Consider the following 16,816-nt stretch of genomic DNA (forward strand, 5'->3'; position numbering starts at 1 on the left):
TGTGGCGGCAATCAATCCAAAAAGAATACGGAAGAAAAAACAAAGGTTGTGGCCACTGCTGAACCAAAGATAGTTAACGAGAGAGTGACCTATACTTCGGGCAACGATACATTAATTGGTTATCTTTATTATGACCAGAACAGTAATGAAAAGAAACCGGGTATTATTGTCGTGCATGAGTGGTGGGGAAACGATTCTTATGCGCAAGCACGTGCAAAAATGTTGGCTGAACTTGGATATACCGCATTAGCCGCAGATATGTATGGACAAGGCAAGATACTGGACAATCCTAAAGATGCACAGGAAAACGCAGGTGTTATTTATACGAATTCTGATTTATTAAAAGCACGTATGACTGCGGCATACCAAGCCTTAATAAACAGCAATCGGGCAGCCAACGACCATATTGCAGCTATTGGTTACTGTTTTGGTGGAACAGTAGTTTTAAATGCTGCCGCCATGGGAGTGCCTCTCGAAACAGTCGTCAGTTTCCATGGAGGGTTAGCTGGCTTTAAGGCTTCCCCGGCCATAAAAAACACACAGGTACTTATCTGTAATGGAGGCGCCGACAAGTTTGTTTCGGAAGATGATATTAAAAATTTCAAAAACGAAATGAACCAGGAGAACGCACCATTCGTATTTAAAGAATACGAAGGTGCGACCCATGCGTTTACTAACCCCGAATCGACAGAAGCCGGAGAAAAATTCAATATGCCGATTGCCTATAACGAAACCGCCGATAAAGCTTCGTGGCAAGATATGAAAGATTTTTTTAAAGAACATTTTCCGGTAAAATAGGTAGCTATCAAAGGAAAAACAAAATGAAAATCTTTCAACATAAATAAAAGGAGCTGTTTGCCCAGTGGGAAATGCAGATATTTTTAAAATTTCCTATCAGAAACTTTCAAAAAATAGTTATAAACAATTAAATTTTAAAATGATGAGTACTACAGAAACTTCAAAAACGAGAAAAATTGTTACCTGGATAATAGCAGGCTTATTAACCGCATTTTATTTATATAGTGCAAGCGGGAAATTGTTTCTCCACCCCGAACAAATGGAACAAATGAATTTAGGCGATTGGCGCATTATTATAGCGTTAGGCGAAATAGGATCGGCTTTGCTGTTTCTGTTTCCAAAAACCACCCGTTTTGGTACTTTGTTATTAAGTTCTTATATGGGCGGAGCAATCATTATGCACATGACAGGCAGCATGAGCATTATGATGCCAAGTGTGGTGCTTATTTTAGTTTGGGTAGTTTTTTATTTAAGAACACCTGATTTTTTCAAGATGAAATAAAATGAAGATTGAAGATGAAATAAAAGGAAGGTTTCGGAATGAATATCATAAGGGTTTGGTAAACCTGACATACACTAGCAAACAGTTGAGTTTTAAGTTTTATCAATCGCTAAGAAAACACGGACTTGCCGAACCGCAATACAATGTTTTGAGGATACTGCGAGGTTTTCGTTCCGAAGCCCCTCTTTCCATTTGTTTTATTAAAGAACGCATGCTTGACAAAGACTCGGATGTAAGTCGTATAGTTGACAGATTGGTTCAAAAACGGTTAGTTAATCGGGTAGAAAATCCCGAAGACAGACGCCAAAAATCTGTTAATATTACTGAACCGGGCTTGGCATTGCTTGAGAAAAATACATTGCCCACCCTATCCACTCGGAGGAATAAAAAGAATAGGTCATGATGAAGAGCAACAATGAATTTATCAGGCATGCAATTGATGTAAAAGGAAATTTACAATCTGTCCCTAACTATATTGAATATGGTGAGAAATCTCTTGACCACCTAACAAACTATTTTTCAATAAAGACCATTCAAACCATCAAGTCAGCCAATAAGGTTCTAGAGCCTCATTGCCATACACTTCTTTACCAACTTGTTTGGGTTACAGATGGCAGTTATAGTGTAACCATAGATGATAAAATTCACCATCTACAAAAAAACTGTTTTTTATTGCTTTATCCAAATACCGTCCATGCCACAAGCTTTGAAGATAACCCAAAAGGGTATTCGGTACATTTTAGTATTGATTTTTTTGAAGTCCATGAGAAAGGCACCTATTTGTCAAATGTTATAAAGCGTAGCACTCCAAAAAGATTTTTAATAGTGAAAATAGATGAAACCACATCTTATGAAATCAATGTAATATTTAACGGAATGGAAAAAGTTAATTCGGGAGGGTCGTTTCTCAGTGATGAACTCATTAGAACCTATCTCAACCTTTCGCTGTTGAAAATGTACGAGTTTTATGGACTTTTGGACAAAAACACCTTATTCACTTCTTCTCAAACAATAGTAAACAGATTTATACAAGCTGTGGATGCAAATTTCATAAACAAACGAAGTGTTTCGGAATATGCAAAAATTCTTAATCTATCAGAAGGCCATCTCAACCATATTATCAAAAAAGAGACAGGGAAACCAGCTGGATATCACATACGAAAGCGTATTTTGTACGAGGCCAAACGACTATTGATATATACTGATAGTAGCATGTCTGAGATTTCATACACATTGAACTTCTCTAACTCCTCCTATTTCTTTAGGTTGTTTAAGTCGCTTACCGGAACCACTCCAAAGAAATTTAGGGAAAATCATCTAAAAGAAAAATCAATTACAACTTAATTGGCATGAACAAAGTTTAAGGTCCAATAACCATAAAATTGCCATAAAGAAGCTATTCTCTTTTTTGTTTTTTCATAAAAACACCTCAAATATGTGTAAAGTGTACTATAAAAATCTTTTTGTGTATATGATAATATTGAATAATTATCGAATTTTATCACAATTATTTATGTAATTAACAATTTTAAGCACAAATATTTCATAACCTAATAATTTACAGCATATGGCAGAAGTTAGTAATCGTATAATAAAAAATGCGAATAGTACATATCTCAACGAGAGTGGTAAGAATAATAAAGACGCAATTTTATTCCTCCATGGGTCTGGTCCAGGAGCAAGTGCATGGTCTAACTGGCAATATATAATGCCTGAATTTGGAGAAAAATTCTATTGCCTTGCGCCAGACTTGGTTGGTTTTGGAAAAAGCCATCATCCCGAAGAGCCACCTAAGGGCATGCGAAATTGGATGAGGCTATGGATGGATCAACTCATCTCTCTATTGGACGAACTTAACCTTGAAAAGGTACATATTGTGGGAAATTCTATGGGTGGAGCAATAGCTCTCCAACTTTTAATGGATTTTCCGGATCGGTTTAATAGAGTCGTACTAATGGGACCAGCTGGTGCACCAACGAAAATTACGCCAGAATTGGATAGAACATGGGGGTACTATGATGACCCATCTCCAGAACTTATGGCTAATATGATCTCTTGGTTTTCATACGATCAAAGCATTATCGGCGATCAATTGGAAGCCATTTCGAAGATGCGCCATAAAGCCACGTTAGATAAAAATATTCGTCGATCCTTCGAAGCTATGTTTCCGGCCCCAAGGCAACAGCACCTTGACGAAATGGTAATTCCAGATGGTTCTTTACGAAATATGGACCATCCTATTCTAATTATACACGGGCAAGAAGACCTTCTTGTAAATGTAGAAACCAGTTATTACTTGATCAAACATCTTCCAAATGTCCAAATGCATATTTTCAGTCATTGCAGCCATTGGACGCAAATAGAATATAAAGAGTCCTTCCATTATTTATTGAAAGGATTTTTTGAGGAGAATTATTAATATGAAGTTAACTAAAACTAATCAAAATGCAAAAGAAATTAGCAAAATTGGGACATGTGGCCCTTGTAACACCGAACCTAGAAAAGTCACACTGGTTTTTTCATGATGTTGTTGGCTTAAACGAACAAAAACGCGAAGGCAATAAAATATATTACCGCGGATGGGCAGATTTTGAACACCATACATTGATCCTTATTGAAGGAAAGGAAGCCGTGCTCGACCATATCGCATGGAAAACACATGAAGCGGCTGATGTAGATTATTTTTATGACAAAGTTGAGAAAGCAGGATTAAGTCCATCATGGGTACCAGAAGGCGAAGAAGCAGGTTTGGGCAAGGCATTCCGCTTTAAATTGCCAACAGGTCAAGTTTATGAAATATACTATCATATGGAGCGCCCATTGGCGCCAGAAGGCAAGCGATCCAGACTGAAAAATCAAGTTTTCAAATCTTTTGACCATGGAATATCCCCTCGTTGTATAGATCATGTCAATTTCAACGTGGGCAATCCGTCAGAGTGTATGAAATTACACGAAGAACTTTTTGGTTTCAAAGTGAGAGAGTACATCCAATTAGACAGTGGGTTTGAAATGGCTTATTGGACTTCTGTCACCACTTTGGTGCACGACTTAGCCATTATGTTTGATGAAGCTGGTCGCCAAAACAGACTGCACCATACGGCCTTCTATCTTGACAATTTTCAAGATGTGGCGAGAGCGGCAGATATTTTTAAGGAAAATGGTATTGAGCTAAGTTTGGCTCCTGGAAAACATGGAGTATCCCAGGCAGGCTTTATTTACGCCATAGATCCTGGCAGTGGTCACAGACTTGAGCTGTTTAGTGGAGGGTATCATATATATGATCCAGACTGGAAGCCAGTACTATGGAAAGAGAAAGAGCTAGCAGAGGGCATTATTTGGTGGGGACCAGAGTTATCGCCAACATTTTTAGCGGAATCAATTGGTCCAAAGTAATAAAAATATTTTTACGATGAAGAGATTAGAAAACAATATTTTCCGACGACATATACAGATTTCATTTGCATTAATACTGTGTGTTTGTATGGCAGGGGTATCTAATGCACAGGTAAACTTACCACCAAATGATCTGGGACTTACCAGCATTAATGATGGGGTTGCCGGACCAGCGATTCTTTACGAGGTGTTTTTGGGTAGTCAAAATTCCACAAAATTGACTAATTCTGATGGCGATGAAGTGCCAGGGGACAACAGTTTAAACAATATTCTGTTCATAAATCATTTAGCCATCGTGTCTAAAAAACCCATGTTAAAAGGTTTTCCGGTAGCTGAAGTACTTGTTCCCTTGGTCAATGTTGATATTGATTTTCCGGGAGCAGGTATTAACGAAAGTGAATTTGGACTTGGAGATGTAATAGTAGGTGCAGGTATTCAATGGCCAGATAAGAAACTGTTCGGCAAGACATTCTTTCACCGTTTTTTATTGAATGCCATTCTACCAGTCGGAACCTATGATGAAAAAGACCCAGTAAACGTAGGTAACAATGTGTGGAGTATTATGCCGTATTATGCATTTACCTTATATTGGGACGAAAGTAATAAATGGGAAACTTCTATGAGATTCCGTTATATGTGGAATTCAAAGAACAACGATCCTTTTGTCGGTCTTGGTGTTGAGGATACCCAACCAGGTCAAGCATTTTATTTGAACTATGCCGCCTCATACAATTTAGGAAAAGAGTTTAGAATAGGAATGGCAGGCTATTTTTTACAACAGTTGTCTGATCATGAAATACAAGGGAGCTCAATACCAGACTCAAAAGAAATGGCATTTTCTGTTGGTCCGGCATTTTTTAAACAGCACAAAACGTTTATGTTTAGACTAACAGCCGCTTTTGATGTAGCCTCTGAAAACAGATGGTCGCAAACCCCTTTTATAAATTTCACGTTAACCAAGATTTGGCCTAAATAAAGTTATGGTTCCCTCATTGTTATTTAAAAGTGAGGGTTGCTAAGTGTAAAAGTGCCAAGGCAAATCACTGAATGAAATAGCCAAAAGATTTAAAATTGAAATAATAATAAACTAATATATTTTATGAATAACTACGCACAAATGGATGAATTGCCATTTTTGGAGGCTGGAGAACTCAAATTGTACCCTTTTGCTGGGGATAAACTAATGACCGTACGAGCAGAACTGCCTAAAGGAAGTATAGCTGCCAAGCATTCTCATCCTCATGAGCAGATGAGCTTTGTGGCTAAGGGTCATATAAAAGTAAGAATGAAAGGAATGGAGTTTGCCTTGTTGCAAGGAGGCATTGTACACTTTCCATCTAATGAAGAGCATGAAGTGGAAGCTGTAGAAGACACTACTTTAATAGACTTTTTTACTCCTTTAAGAGAAGACCTTTTACAAAAACTTAAACAGGTTTCTGGATAATGAAAAGAAAAATTGTTCTACTTACGGGAGCTTCCAAAGGCATTGGGTATGCTACTGCACAAGCGATGGCAAAAAAAGGTTATGATTTAATACTAAATAGTAGGAACACATCGGCTGCTGTAAAAAAACTTCAGGAATTCGGTACAAAGGTTGAAGGTATTGATGGTAGTTTAGGGGATGATGACACGGTTTCTTCTTTGATAACCAAAGTAAAGGAAACCGGTCAGCTTGACGCCCTTTTTCTCAACCATGGTGGACCACCTGTTAAGCCATTTATGGATGTTTCAGACTCAGAATGGGAAACTTATACCAACATCATGCTACATGGACCATTAAGACTTTTGCGCGGAATTACACCAATGATGCAAAAACAAAATAGTGGTAAAGTAGTAGCTATAACTTCCTTTACGGTAAAAAACCCCTATCAAGGCATTATTCTGTCAAATAGCTTAAGGGCCGCTTTGGTCAATGCTCTTAAGACAGCAGCAATAGAACTGGGTAGTGATGGAATACTCATCAATACTGTAGCACCAGGATATATTGCTACACAAAGAATACTTGACTTTAATCAGCGCTATGCCGAAAATGAAAATATTAGCAAAGAGGAAGTTGATCAAAGAACGATTAATGAAATTCCATTAAAAAAATTCGGGATGCCAGAAGATGTGGCAGGATTGGCCTCGTACCTACTCTCAGAGGAGAACAAGTATATTACAGGTCAGAATATTCATGTAGATGGAGGATTGATAACAGCAAATTGAAAAAATGAATTTAGAACTAAAAGATAAAGTAGCTTTTGTGGCTGGTGCCAGTCAGGGAATGGGGGCAGCCGTGGCAAAAGAGCTATCCAGTGAAGGAGCCATTGTGTACGCCTGTGCACGCACCAAAGAAAAAATAGAAGAAAAGGCAAAAGGCATTGAAGGTCAGACAGGAGTTAAAGTCATTCCTTTGGTCTGTGATGTTACCAGCGAGAGCGACATAATCAAAGCGTATGAGGTAATTCGTGAACAACACGGCAAACTTGATTTGCTGTTTACAAATTCAGGTGCACCTGCCGCAGGAAATTTGTCTTCCCTTTCTTCGGAAGAATGGGAAAACGGTTATAAAACCATTATATCGTCTGTGAGACATCTTTGTTATCATGCCATTGACTTACTTTCAGATCAAAGCAGTATCGTAATCAACACTTCAAGTTATATACGCCAGCCTTCTGTTGATTATACTTTGGCTTCTAACCTACGAATGGCCGTAGCGGGTATGGTCAAGACTTTTTCAGAAGAATTGGCTCCCAATATACGTGTAAACGGTATCGCTCCTGGCTATACGAATACCGAGGTAGTTGCTAATTATGTAAAAATGGTGGCAGATGAAAAAAAGCAGAACCTAGAAGAAACAGAGAAACAAATGGCTGCCAACATTCCCTTGGGTCGATTTGCAAGTCCTGAAGAAATTGGCAAAGTTGTTACATTCTTGCTTTCTCCAGCAGCCTCTTTTGTACATGGGTCAATATGGACGGTTGATGGGGGAGAATCAAAATTCCCCATTTAAATTATGAAAGGATCAACTCACACAATCTCAATCAGTAATAAGGTAAGTAGTAAGGAGATCGAGTATTATAAAGAGGAGCTTGGCGGGATTGCAGACCTTCATTTTCTCAATGGTTTGTCAACAGAAGACCAGACTGAAAAACTCAAAAAGTCAGATATCTTAATAGCCAGGAATCCTACCATTGAGCTTCCTGAGGTAAAGAATCATGCTTTTAATGGCATACGGTTCATCCAACTACTTTCCGCAGGCTTTGACCATTTGGATTTTAACAGGTTTCCACAAGAAACTACTGTTGCCGGTAATATGGGTGCCTATGCCACACCGATGGCCGAGCATGGGGTGGGAATGATATTGTCCCTGGCCAAAAACTTGGGGCTAAGGCATGAGGAAATGAAGCAAGGTGAATTTAACCAGTTTGGAAGCGGTTCCACTTTGATTGACCAAAAAGCCTGTGGAATCATTGGTTTTGGAGGTATCGGGAAGCGTATAGCACACATTATGAAGTCTGCTTTCAATTGTCAAGTATTTGCCATAAACACTAGTGGAGAGAGTACAGAACCTACAGATTGGATTGGAAAATTGGATCAACTGAATTACCTGCTCTCCAATACCGATTTTGTGGTCATAACCATTCCGTTAACGGCTCAAACAGAAAACCTGATCGGTCCCTCGGAACTTGCAAAAATGAAAGATGATGCCATATTGGTAAACCTTGCCCGTGGGCAAATTATCGATGAAGAGGCTTTGTACCAAAAACTCAAATCAACGCCTACATTTAAGGCGGCCATAGATGCCTGGTGGATAGAACCCTTCTTTGTAAACGAGTTCAAGTTGAGCTTTCCGTTTCTTGACTTACCAAACGTGCTCGGGTCGCCACATAACTCAGCAATGGTAGATGGGGTGCTGCTACATTCCAGCGTGGTGGGGATTCCAAATGTAAAAAAATATATCAGTACTGGTAAAGCAGATAGGTTGCTGGACTTGTCAAATCATAAAAAATTTTATTGAAAGCATGAGTATCAAAACAAATATAGCAGAGCGACTATGGATGGCCGGAGCTTCTGGAAAACCTATCGCCCCTATTAGTGAGGAAGTTGGTGTGGAGGATATTACATTGGCATACCAGATCCAAAACCTCAATACGGAGAGACGTATTGAAAATGGAAGCAAAATCATTGGCAAGAAGATAGGTCTTACCTCAGAGGCGATACAGCGACAGGTTGGTGTGGAACAGCCAGATTTTGGTGTGCTTTTTCATGATATGGAAGTCCTCAATGGACTTTCAATTAGCGCCAAAAACCTTATGCAGCCCAAAGTTGAAGCTGAAATAGCCTTTGTTTTAAGCCATGATTTAGATTACGATACGATCACTACTATTGATGTGATAAACGCCATAGCTTATGCAGTACCTGCCATTGAAATTCTTGGAAGTAGAATAGCGGATTGGAATATAAAAATTACCGATACCGTAGCGGACAATGCTTCTGGCAGTCATTTTGTAATTGGACACACCCCCTTGCCTCTATCTGAATTTGATATGGTAAATGCGCAAATGACCATGAAAATCAATAACACAGTGGTCTCAGAAGGTACTGGCTCGGCCTGCCTTGGAAGTCCTATAAATGCCGTATTATGGTTGGCAAAGAAAATGGTAGAAGTAGGCACTCCTCTTAAAAAAGGTGATTTGATATTATCAGGAGCTTTGGGTCCCATGATACCTGTGAACCCTGACGATTATGTAGAGATAGAGATAAGTACTCTTGGAAGTGCTTCTGTTTATTTCACATCTTAAAAGTAAAACGGAATAAGAGATGAAGACAAAAGTAGCAATCATTGGTTCCGGAAACATTGGAACGGATTTGTTAATAAAAATTTTGAGGTACTCGGAGACATTGGAAGTTGCTGCCATGGTGGGCATTGATCCGAAATCCGATGGGCTGGCCCGTGCAGCACGAATGGATGTGCCAACCTGCCATACAGGAGTAGATGGCCTTTTGGAAATGCCAGAATGGAACGACATTAAGATTGTGTTTGATGCTACCTCCGCCAAGGCCCATTTGTACAACTGGGAAAAAATACGTCAGTTCTCAGATAAACGCATGATTGACCTTACTCCCGCTTCAGTTGGGCCATATCTTGTGCCAGCAGTAAATTTTTCTGACCACATGGAAGCCTTGAATGTAAACATGGTCACATGTGGTGGACAGGCTACTATTCCAATAGTGGCTGCTATTAGTGATGTGGTAAAAGTGCACTATGGTGAAATTGTCGCCTCAATAGCGAGTAAATCTGCAGGTCCCGGAACCCGAGCAAACATTGATGAGTTTACAGAAACCACTTCCCGAGGTATTGAGAAGATTGGAAAAGCCGAAAAGGGAAAGGCCATTATTATTTTGAACCCTGCCGAGCCTCCGTTGGTGATGAGGGATACAGTTTTCACACTTTCTGAAATGGGTGATAAAGAAGCCATTCGCAAGAGCATCCGTGCAAAGGTGGAATTGGTACAAGAATATGTTCCAGGGTATAAACTTCATCAGGAAATATTGTTTGATGAAATCCCCGCATCAAATCCTGTCCTAATTCAGGGGTTGGGCTATCGGCACGGATTAAAAACTTCCGTTTATCTGAAAATCACTGGAGCAGGACATTATCTGCCAGAATATGCTGGTAACCTTGATATTATGACCAGTGCGGCCAGGGCTACAGCAGAGCGTTTAGTCAAATCTATTCAATCCTAAATTAAATGAAAAAGCCATATATACAAGATGTAACTCTACGAGACGGCATGCACCCTATAGGTCATCAGTACACCAAAGAACAAGTAAAGGAGCTGGCTATAGCACTTGACCGTGCTGGTGTAGATGCCATTGAAATAGCACATGGTGATGGGCTCGCAGGGGGTAGCTTCACTTTCGGTTTTGGAGCACAGACGGATTGGGAGTGGCTGGAAGGCATCAGCGAAGAGCTGACCCATGCTCGACTGACTACTCTTATACTGCCTGGTATAGCCACTATGGAAGACCTCGAAAAAGCCAAAAATATGGGCGTGGAGTCCGTGCGGATCGCAACTCACTGTACAGAAGCCGATACTGCAATTCAGCACATACAAGGGGCAAAAAAATTGGGCATGGATGTAGGTGGATTTTTGATGATGGCTCATATGAACAGCCCAAAAAATCTAGCAGAACAAGCCAAAATCATGGAACAAGCTGGCGCTGATTGTGTATATGTAACCGACTCGGCCGGAGCTTTGCTTATGAATGATGTGAAAGATAGGATAGAGGCATTTAAAGAAATTTTGGAACCATCAACCGAAATCGGCATTCATTGCCATCATAACTTATCACTGGGAGTGGCCAATACCATAATAGCCATGCAGCATGGGGCTACTCGCCTGGATGCTTCACTTACTGGTATGGGGGCTGGTGCGGGCAATGCGCCACTGGAAGTGCTCATAGCTGTACTCAATAAAATGGAGGTGTCGCATAACTGCGACCTGTATAAACTTATGGATACCGCAGAAGACATTGTGCGCCCACTCCAAAAAAGACCTGTTCGTGTGGATCGGGAAACTCTTTCTTTGGGCTATGCTGGGGTTTATTCCAGTTTTTTATTGCACTCAGAGCGAGCTGCCCAAAAGTATGGTCTGGATACACGGGCCATTCTTGAGGAGTTGGCACGCAGGGGTATGGTGGGTGGCCAGGAAGATATGATCGTGGATGTGGCTTTGGATATGATAAAATGAATTAGAACTCTGACCGATGCGCTATCCTACGGAAGGAAAATAAGGATGTTAAATGTCAATAAAAATAATGTATTATACCCATTGTGCATTATGATCTAAATGAAAAAAGTTGTCCATATTACCGATAACCAGTAACTTGTTTATATTATAAAACATTAACTATGAACAACTTAAAAGTAAATTACGAAAGAATATTGGAAGTATTAAAATATAAAATGAACAACTTTTGTCATACCAAAGATGTCAACCAAAGCTCAGCTACTTAGAGCTTATTAGTTTGAGTTTAACTGCGGAATATATGGGAATTGATAGTGAGAACGACTTGTTCAAAAATTTTCTTTGCCAATTGGATTAAAAACAGAACGAAGTGTTTATAATAGAAGGTAACGGAAATTGGCAACCGAGTCCAATCCTATTCTTTTAAAACTATCCTGTTAGTTCAATGAGTTTGAAAATTATTTTGTTGTAGATAGCATGCCCTTGGAAGTCTGTAAATTATCACGAAGCTAGCACTCTAAGATTTGTTAAGAGGACACCCACGCCTTTCCGGATAAAGGTTATTTTGCAGCACAAAGTGCTTGTTCGGTAGAAGGTATTTTTCAAAGCATTGATCTGAGCCCTGCTTCTGTACACGACATCAATTGCCTTAATGACATTAAGATGTGGATAAGCGACTGTACATTAATTGGTGATAGAGGTTATTTGTGAGCAGAAATTCAGCTCAACCTGTTTGAGACCTGTAACATAACCTTAAATACACCTATGAGAAGAAATCAAAAACAGTTTTAGTGCAAATCAAAATAAGCATTGGTATAATTATTTGTTATGATTCCTTTTAAATTATAAATGACTAAGTGTTTAAATAATTCGGCTTTTCCGTAAGATTCAAATAAATTGTTCTTTTTAAACACCAGATTGTCAATTCTAAAAAAATAGATTTTCACGAGTAGTTCTAAATTAATATCTTCTTTTATATCTCCAGCTTCTTGTGCTTGCTTAAGTAACTTATAAACAATATTATGTGATAATTCTTTCACAAAATTATTGAACAGCAAATTTGCTTTGGGATAATACTTTTCCAATCCGAAAAGAAAAGAGGGCTTAAAGTATTTTAAATACTCAAACCCTCTCTGGTAAATTAATATGACACACAAAATAGGGTCTTTGCCGTGGCTTTTGATCAGCCCATTTATATCTTCTTTATACTCGTTCAATAAACTTTCAAGACTGGAGGTTACCAGGTCTTCTTTGTTTTCAAAATATGTATAAATTGTTTTTTTCGATATACCAAGATCATTTGCTAAATCGTCTAACGTTACGTGTTTACTTCCAAATTGGGTAAACTTTGTAATAGAATACGCTAACAATTCTGCTTTAGTGACCATCTTTCAGTTATTTGTAACCTTTCGTTTTTAAATATCAATCTATTGGAATTGACAATAATGGTATGTTTATGCCTGAGGCCATGACCCTGGTTTTGCTTCTATGGACTATAGATTCCCAAAAACCATATTTTTTTGGCATCATCACTAACAAATCAAAACTTGATTTTTCAATCTCCTTCTCTATTGCTTTTATTACGGTATCAGAGTTTACTTTCTTATAAAAATACGTAACATTTTCCAGACCTTTTTCTATATTCTCAAAACCTTTGTTTTCTGATTTTAGTTCATTTATTTTTTTTTCTACATAAAACACAGTTACTTCAGATTTAAGTTGAATGGCAGCTCTCTTTAATTTTGCCAAAGTTCGTAAAGGTATATCCTGCATTATATCGCAGGCAAAAAGAATCTTGCGGATACCAGAAAATTTAGCGTTTACGGGAATAGCCAACACTGGAAAATTTTTCATACTGATTAAGGTCGTTGTTGGGTTTCCGAGCAAATTTTGTTCTAGTGATTTGGCCGACATTCCCATAACTAGAAATTTTGAGTTATAAGATTTCAATATAGAATCTATTTCAAGTTCAAAATCCAGATAACTACATTGGTACTCAACTTTAATTTTGAATTTATTGGATAATTTTAAAGCTTGTTTTCTTAATTTCTCTTTGGTGCTTTCAATCAAGGCGTCCATTGAGGTCGCCGATATTCGCGCATTTGAAGCATGAATAGGCAACTTAAAAGCGTTAAAAAGCACCAGTTTAGTATTTAATAGTTGAGCTAATGATGCTGAATATAGTACAGCATTATCTGAGGTTTTAGAAAAATTTGTTGCAACTAAAATTGAATACATAGTTATGGTTAATAATGTTTAGTATGTAATTGATATTATCGCCATCCACCGCCAAGTGCTTCATATAAATCTACAACAGCTACTAATTGTTGTAATTTACTATCTATAATATTAAGCTCTGCATTTAAGGCGCGTTCTCTGGCTGTTAATAAGTCCAGATAATTGGCATATCCATTTTTAAGTAATTCTTCAGAGTTTGTTTCTGCTGTACGCAAGGCTTCAACTTCATTTTTTCTAAATTCGAATTTTTTAGTTTCAGCTTCATAAGTAAACAGTGCATTGGATACTTCACTTCCGGCAATCAACAAAGTCTTTTTAAACTCAAGTAATGCCTGCTCTTGTTGTGCAATTGCTACTTCTTTTTGAGTTTTTAAAGCACGTTTATTAAATAATGGTTGTGCTAAACCTCCAATGATATTAGCAAATAATGAATTGGTATTAAATAACTCATCTAATTCTAAACTTTGAAATCCTCCTGACGCTGTTAATTTTAATGATGGATACAAGTTGCTTTTAGCTACATTTGTCAACTCAAAAGATTGAATTAAACCATATTCAGCAGCCATAACATCCGGTCTGTTACTGAGTAATGTTGCAGGTACACCAAGCACAATATCTTGTTTTATATTCTGTAAATTCAAGCTGCTTCTTTCAAAATATTGCGGTGCTTTTCCCAATAAAATACTTAGGGTATTTTCAGTATAAAAAATAGCTGTCTCGATATCTACCTGTAATGCCCTTGCGCTATTGTATTGTGCAATATTTTGGTCTACCGCAATTTGTGTGACTTGACCTGCCTCTTTTAGGGCTTTAATTGTTGTTACACTACTATCTCTGGTTGCAATAGTTTCTTTAGTGATTTTTAACTGGGCATCTAAAGCCAATAAGTTATAATACGTATTCGCAATACTGGAAATCAACTGCGTTTTTACGGCTTGATGGCCTGCAACGCTTTGCAAATATGCTGCTTGTGTTGCTCTTTTATTGCTTCGTATTTTTCCCCAAATATCTGCTTCCCAAGATAGGTTTGCTGTAACATCAAACTGGTCTGTAGAAGTATTACTTAAAAATTCACCAAACTGGGTGTTTTTAGATAATTCTTGATGTGTCCAGTTTGCACCAACATTAACCGATGGCAAGTACCCTGCTTTACCTTGCTTGGCATACGCCTGGGCTGCTATAATTTGCTGAAGCGCAATACGAACATCCATATTATTTTGCAGACCTTCTTCTATATATTGTTGAAGATATTGGTCTGTAAATAAGGATTTCCAAGATACATCTGCTATCGAAACACTGTCTGTTGGCAAATTTTCTGTTCGGTAAAGGGCTTCGGTTTCAGTGTCTATATTTGGTCTCACATAATCCTTAGCCACAAAACAGCTTTGCAAGGTGAATGCAATAACCAACATCAATGTTGCTTTTCTAAAATTTCTATGTTTTATAATTAATTTCATTGTTTTATACTTCAATTGTTTGTAATACTTGGCTTACTAGAAATTTTTTCTTGTATCCACTGAAAAAATATAAATAGGATCGGAATTACAAAAACTCCTAAAATAGTTCCGATAAGCATCCCTCCTGCTGCACCGGTACCTATAGATTTATTTCCTTCCGCACCTACACCTGATGCCAACACTAATGGCATCAATCCTAAAATAAAGGCGAAAGAAGTCATTAAAATAGGTCGTAAACGTGCTTTTGCTCCATGTATAGCAGCATCTACTATACTTTCGCCATTTCTTCGTCTTTGTACAGCAAATTCCACAATTAATATGGCGTTCTTAGCAAGCAGACCAATAAGCATGATTAAAGCAATTTGAAAGTAGATATTGTTCTCCAACCCTAACATTTTGGTTGAGAAAAACGCTCCAAATACACCTAATGGCAAAGAGAAAATAACAGCTAATGGTAATAAATAACTTTCATACTGTGCAGCCAATAAAAAATACACAAACACAATACAAAGTATAAATATAATAGTGGTTTGATTACTTGCATTTACCTCTTCACGTGACAATCCAGAATAAGCTACATCATAATTACTTGGTAATTTTGCAGCCTCAGCCTCAACAACTGCTAAAGCATCACCTGTACTAAACCCAGGATTTGCTGCACCAGAAATCTTTGTGGAATTGTACAGGTTAAAACGGGTTACAGATTGTGGTCCATACACACGTTTTAAATTAACAAACTGTGTAATGGGTGTCATCTCCCCATTCCCTGCTTTTATATATAATTCATTTAAATCACTTTTATCTGCTCGATCTTCTGGCAATGCCTGCATATATACACGATATTGTTTGCCAAAACGTGCAAAATCTGCGGCATAAATACCTCCAATGTAACCTTGCATGGTAGAGAAGATACTACTAATAGGAACACCGGATTTTTTAGCCAATGGGACATTAATTTCCATTTCATACTGTGGATATTTAGTATTAAATGAGGATTGTCCGTACTGAATTTCAGGATGTTGCATTAAACTGCCAATAAACTGTTGCGTTGCTTGGTCTAACTCGTTAAAATCACCACCTGTACGGTCTAATAGATTCACTTCAAAACCGGCAGATATTCCAAAACCAGGGATACTTGGTGGTCCGAAGAAAATTATACTAGCTTCCGGAATTCCTGCGGCTATACCAAATAACTTCTTGGTAATGGCCTCGGTACTCGCGCTTTCATCACGTTCAGACCAATCTTCCAGTTTTAAAAATCCTAATCCATAATTGTTGCCTGCACCACTAATTAAACTTACACCGTTAATTAATGAAATGCCCTGCACGCCTTCTAATTTTTTTGCCTTGGCGTAAATTTCCAAGATTTGCTTCCTCACAACTTAAATTTCCTCACAACGGATAACCATTTCCATTTTACATTGCTTGCAGTTACTATTTCGTTTTCAGGTTTTGTGTGGTTTATTGTTGGTGTTTCTTCCTTTCTATCACACTCTTTTTAATGACCTAACTTTCTATATTTTTATCTTTACAATCTTTTAAAACAATCGTACCTTTTGTTTTTTTTGTTTCTAAAAAATTACTTGCTTTACGCATGTTTACGGCATTAATAGTTAATTTTTTTACCCAAAGCGGTTCTGATTATTACGGTATCTATATAATTCAGAAAATTTATTTAAAATGTTATCCTGCTT

The 16,816-nt window shown here is 38.0% G+C and carries 17 protein-coding genes and 2 pseudogenes; 15 read left to right on the forward strand and 4 right to left on the reverse strand.

All coding sequences use genetic code 11. From position 1 onward, the window contains the following. From DWA30_RS13065 to DWA30_RS13645, 15 genes and pseudogenes are all read left to right on the forward strand, one after another. A partial coding sequence (locus tag DWA30_RS13065; protein WP_136073213.1) for a dienelactone hydrolase family protein occupies nucleotides 1-798 on the forward strand: 798 nt, incomplete at its 5' end. 64 nt (nucleotides 799-862) lie between these two features. After that, complete coding sequence (locus tag DWA30_RS13070; protein ID WP_210725413.1) at nucleotides 863-1,300, forward strand: DoxX family protein; 438 nt, start codon at nucleotides 863-865, stop codon at nucleotides 1,298-1,300. Between the two features lies 1 nt (nucleotide 1,301). Next, on the forward strand, nucleotides 1,302-1,703 hold the full coding sequence (locus tag DWA30_RS13075; protein WP_114492976.1) for a MarR family winged helix-turn-helix transcriptional regulator: 402 nt from the start codon (nucleotides 1,302-1,304) through the stop codon (nucleotides 1,701-1,703). Further along, entirely contained in the window at nucleotides 1,700-2,644 is a 945-nt protein-coding gene (locus DWA30_RS13080; protein ID WP_114492977.1) for an AraC family transcriptional regulator, read from the forward strand. Before DWA30_RS13075 ends, DWA30_RS13080 begins: the two co-directional genes overlap by 4 nt. 223 nt (nucleotides 2,645-2,867) lie before the next feature. After that, nucleotides 2,868-3,719 carry an alpha/beta fold hydrolase gene (locus DWA30_RS13085; protein ID WP_114492978.1) on the forward strand — a complete coding sequence of 284 codons (852 nt, stop codon included), beginning with the start codon at nucleotides 2,868-2,870 and terminating at the stop codon, nucleotides 3,717-3,719. A 26-nt stretch (nucleotides 3,720-3,745) separates the two neighbouring features. Beyond that, nucleotides 3,746-4,693 carry a VOC family protein gene (locus tag DWA30_RS13090; protein WP_114492979.1) on the forward strand — a complete coding sequence of 316 codons (948 nt, stop codon included), beginning with the start codon at nucleotides 3,746-3,748 and terminating at the stop codon, nucleotides 4,691-4,693. A gap of 16 nt (nucleotides 4,694-4,709) precedes the next feature. Then, complete coding sequence (locus tag DWA30_RS13095; protein WP_114492980.1) at nucleotides 4,710-5,669, forward strand: SphA family protein; 960 nt, start codon at nucleotides 4,710-4,712, stop codon at nucleotides 5,667-5,669. Between the two features lie 123 nt (nucleotides 5,670-5,792). Beyond that, a complete protein-coding gene (locus DWA30_RS13100; protein ID WP_114492981.1) occupies nucleotides 5,793-6,137 on the forward strand; it encodes a cupin domain-containing protein in 345 nt (114 codons plus the stop codon). After that, nucleotides 6,137-6,898 (forward strand): SDR family oxidoreductase, encoded by a 762-nt coding sequence (locus tag DWA30_RS13105; RefSeq protein ID WP_114492982.1) that lies wholly within the window; start codon nucleotides 6,137-6,139, stop codon nucleotides 6,896-6,898. Before DWA30_RS13100 ends, DWA30_RS13105 begins: the two co-directional genes overlap by 1 nt. A gap of 4 nt (nucleotides 6,899-6,902) precedes the next feature. Beyond that, complete coding sequence (locus tag DWA30_RS13110; protein ID WP_114492983.1) at nucleotides 6,903-7,685, forward strand: SDR family oxidoreductase; 783 nt, start codon at nucleotides 6,903-6,905, stop codon at nucleotides 7,683-7,685. A gap of 3 nt (nucleotides 7,686-7,688) precedes the next feature. Further along, nucleotides 7,689-8,693 carry an NAD(P)-dependent oxidoreductase gene (locus DWA30_RS13115; protein WP_114492984.1) on the forward strand — a complete coding sequence of 335 codons (1,005 nt, stop codon included), beginning with the start codon at nucleotides 7,689-7,691 and terminating at the stop codon, nucleotides 8,691-8,693. A gap of 4 nt (nucleotides 8,694-8,697) precedes the next feature. Then, nucleotides 8,698-9,477, forward strand: coding sequence for a 2-keto-4-pentenoate hydratase (locus tag DWA30_RS13120; RefSeq protein ID WP_114492985.1), 780 nt, complete (start codon nucleotides 8,698-8,700; stop codon nucleotides 9,475-9,477). A gap of 19 nt (nucleotides 9,478-9,496) precedes the next feature. Further along, entirely contained in the window at nucleotides 9,497-10,423 is a 927-nt protein-coding gene (locus DWA30_RS13125) for an acetaldehyde dehydrogenase (acetylating) (RefSeq protein WP_114492986.1), read from the forward strand. Nucleotides 10,424-10,428: 5 nt separating this feature from the next. Then, the gene (gene dmpG / locus DWA30_RS13130) at nucleotides 10,429-11,430 is read left to right on the forward strand and encodes a 4-hydroxy-2-oxovalerate aldolase (RefSeq protein WP_114492987.1); all 1,002 of its coding nucleotides are present in this window, start codon (nucleotides 10,429-10,431) and stop codon (nucleotides 11,428-11,430) included. A 161-nt stretch (nucleotides 11,431-11,591) separates the two neighbouring features. Beyond that, nucleotides 11,592-12,216, forward strand: a pseudogene (locus DWA30_RS13645) (transposase); the annotation flags it as partial. Here DWA30_RS13645 and DWA30_RS13135 read toward each other — a convergent pair. The 4 genes and pseudogenes from DWA30_RS13135 to DWA30_RS13150 all read right to left on the reverse strand — a co-directional run. After that, the gene (locus DWA30_RS13135) at nucleotides 12,216-12,815 is read right to left on the reverse strand and encodes a TetR/AcrR family transcriptional regulator (RefSeq protein WP_114492988.1); all 600 of its coding nucleotides are present in this window, start codon (nucleotides 12,813-12,815) and stop codon (nucleotides 12,216-12,218) included. The pseudogene DWA30_RS13645 and the gene DWA30_RS13135 sit on opposite strands and share 1 nt — an antisense overlap. Before the next feature lie 34 nt (nucleotides 12,816-12,849). Beyond that, nucleotides 12,850-13,665 (reverse strand): universal stress protein, encoded by an 816-nt coding sequence (locus DWA30_RS13140; RefSeq protein WP_114492989.1) that lies wholly within the window; start codon nucleotides 13,663-13,665, stop codon nucleotides 12,850-12,852. Between the two features lie 35 nt (nucleotides 13,666-13,700). Next, nucleotides 13,701-15,122, reverse strand: coding sequence for an efflux transporter outer membrane subunit (locus DWA30_RS13145; protein WP_114492990.1), 1,422 nt, complete (start codon nucleotides 15,120-15,122; stop codon nucleotides 13,701-13,703). 11 nt (nucleotides 15,123-15,133) lie between these two features. After that, nucleotides 15,134-16,480: pseudogene (locus DWA30_RS13150) on the reverse strand (efflux RND transporter permease subunit); the annotation flags it as partial. Between the last annotated feature and the right edge of the window lie 336 nt (nucleotides 16,481-16,816).

Origin of the sequence: Candidatus Ulvibacter alkanivorans (assembly GCF_003333325.1) — a bacterium.
GTDB lineage: Bacteria > Bacteroidota > Bacteroidia > Flavobacteriales > Flavobacteriaceae > Ulvibacter_A > Ulvibacter_A alkanivorans.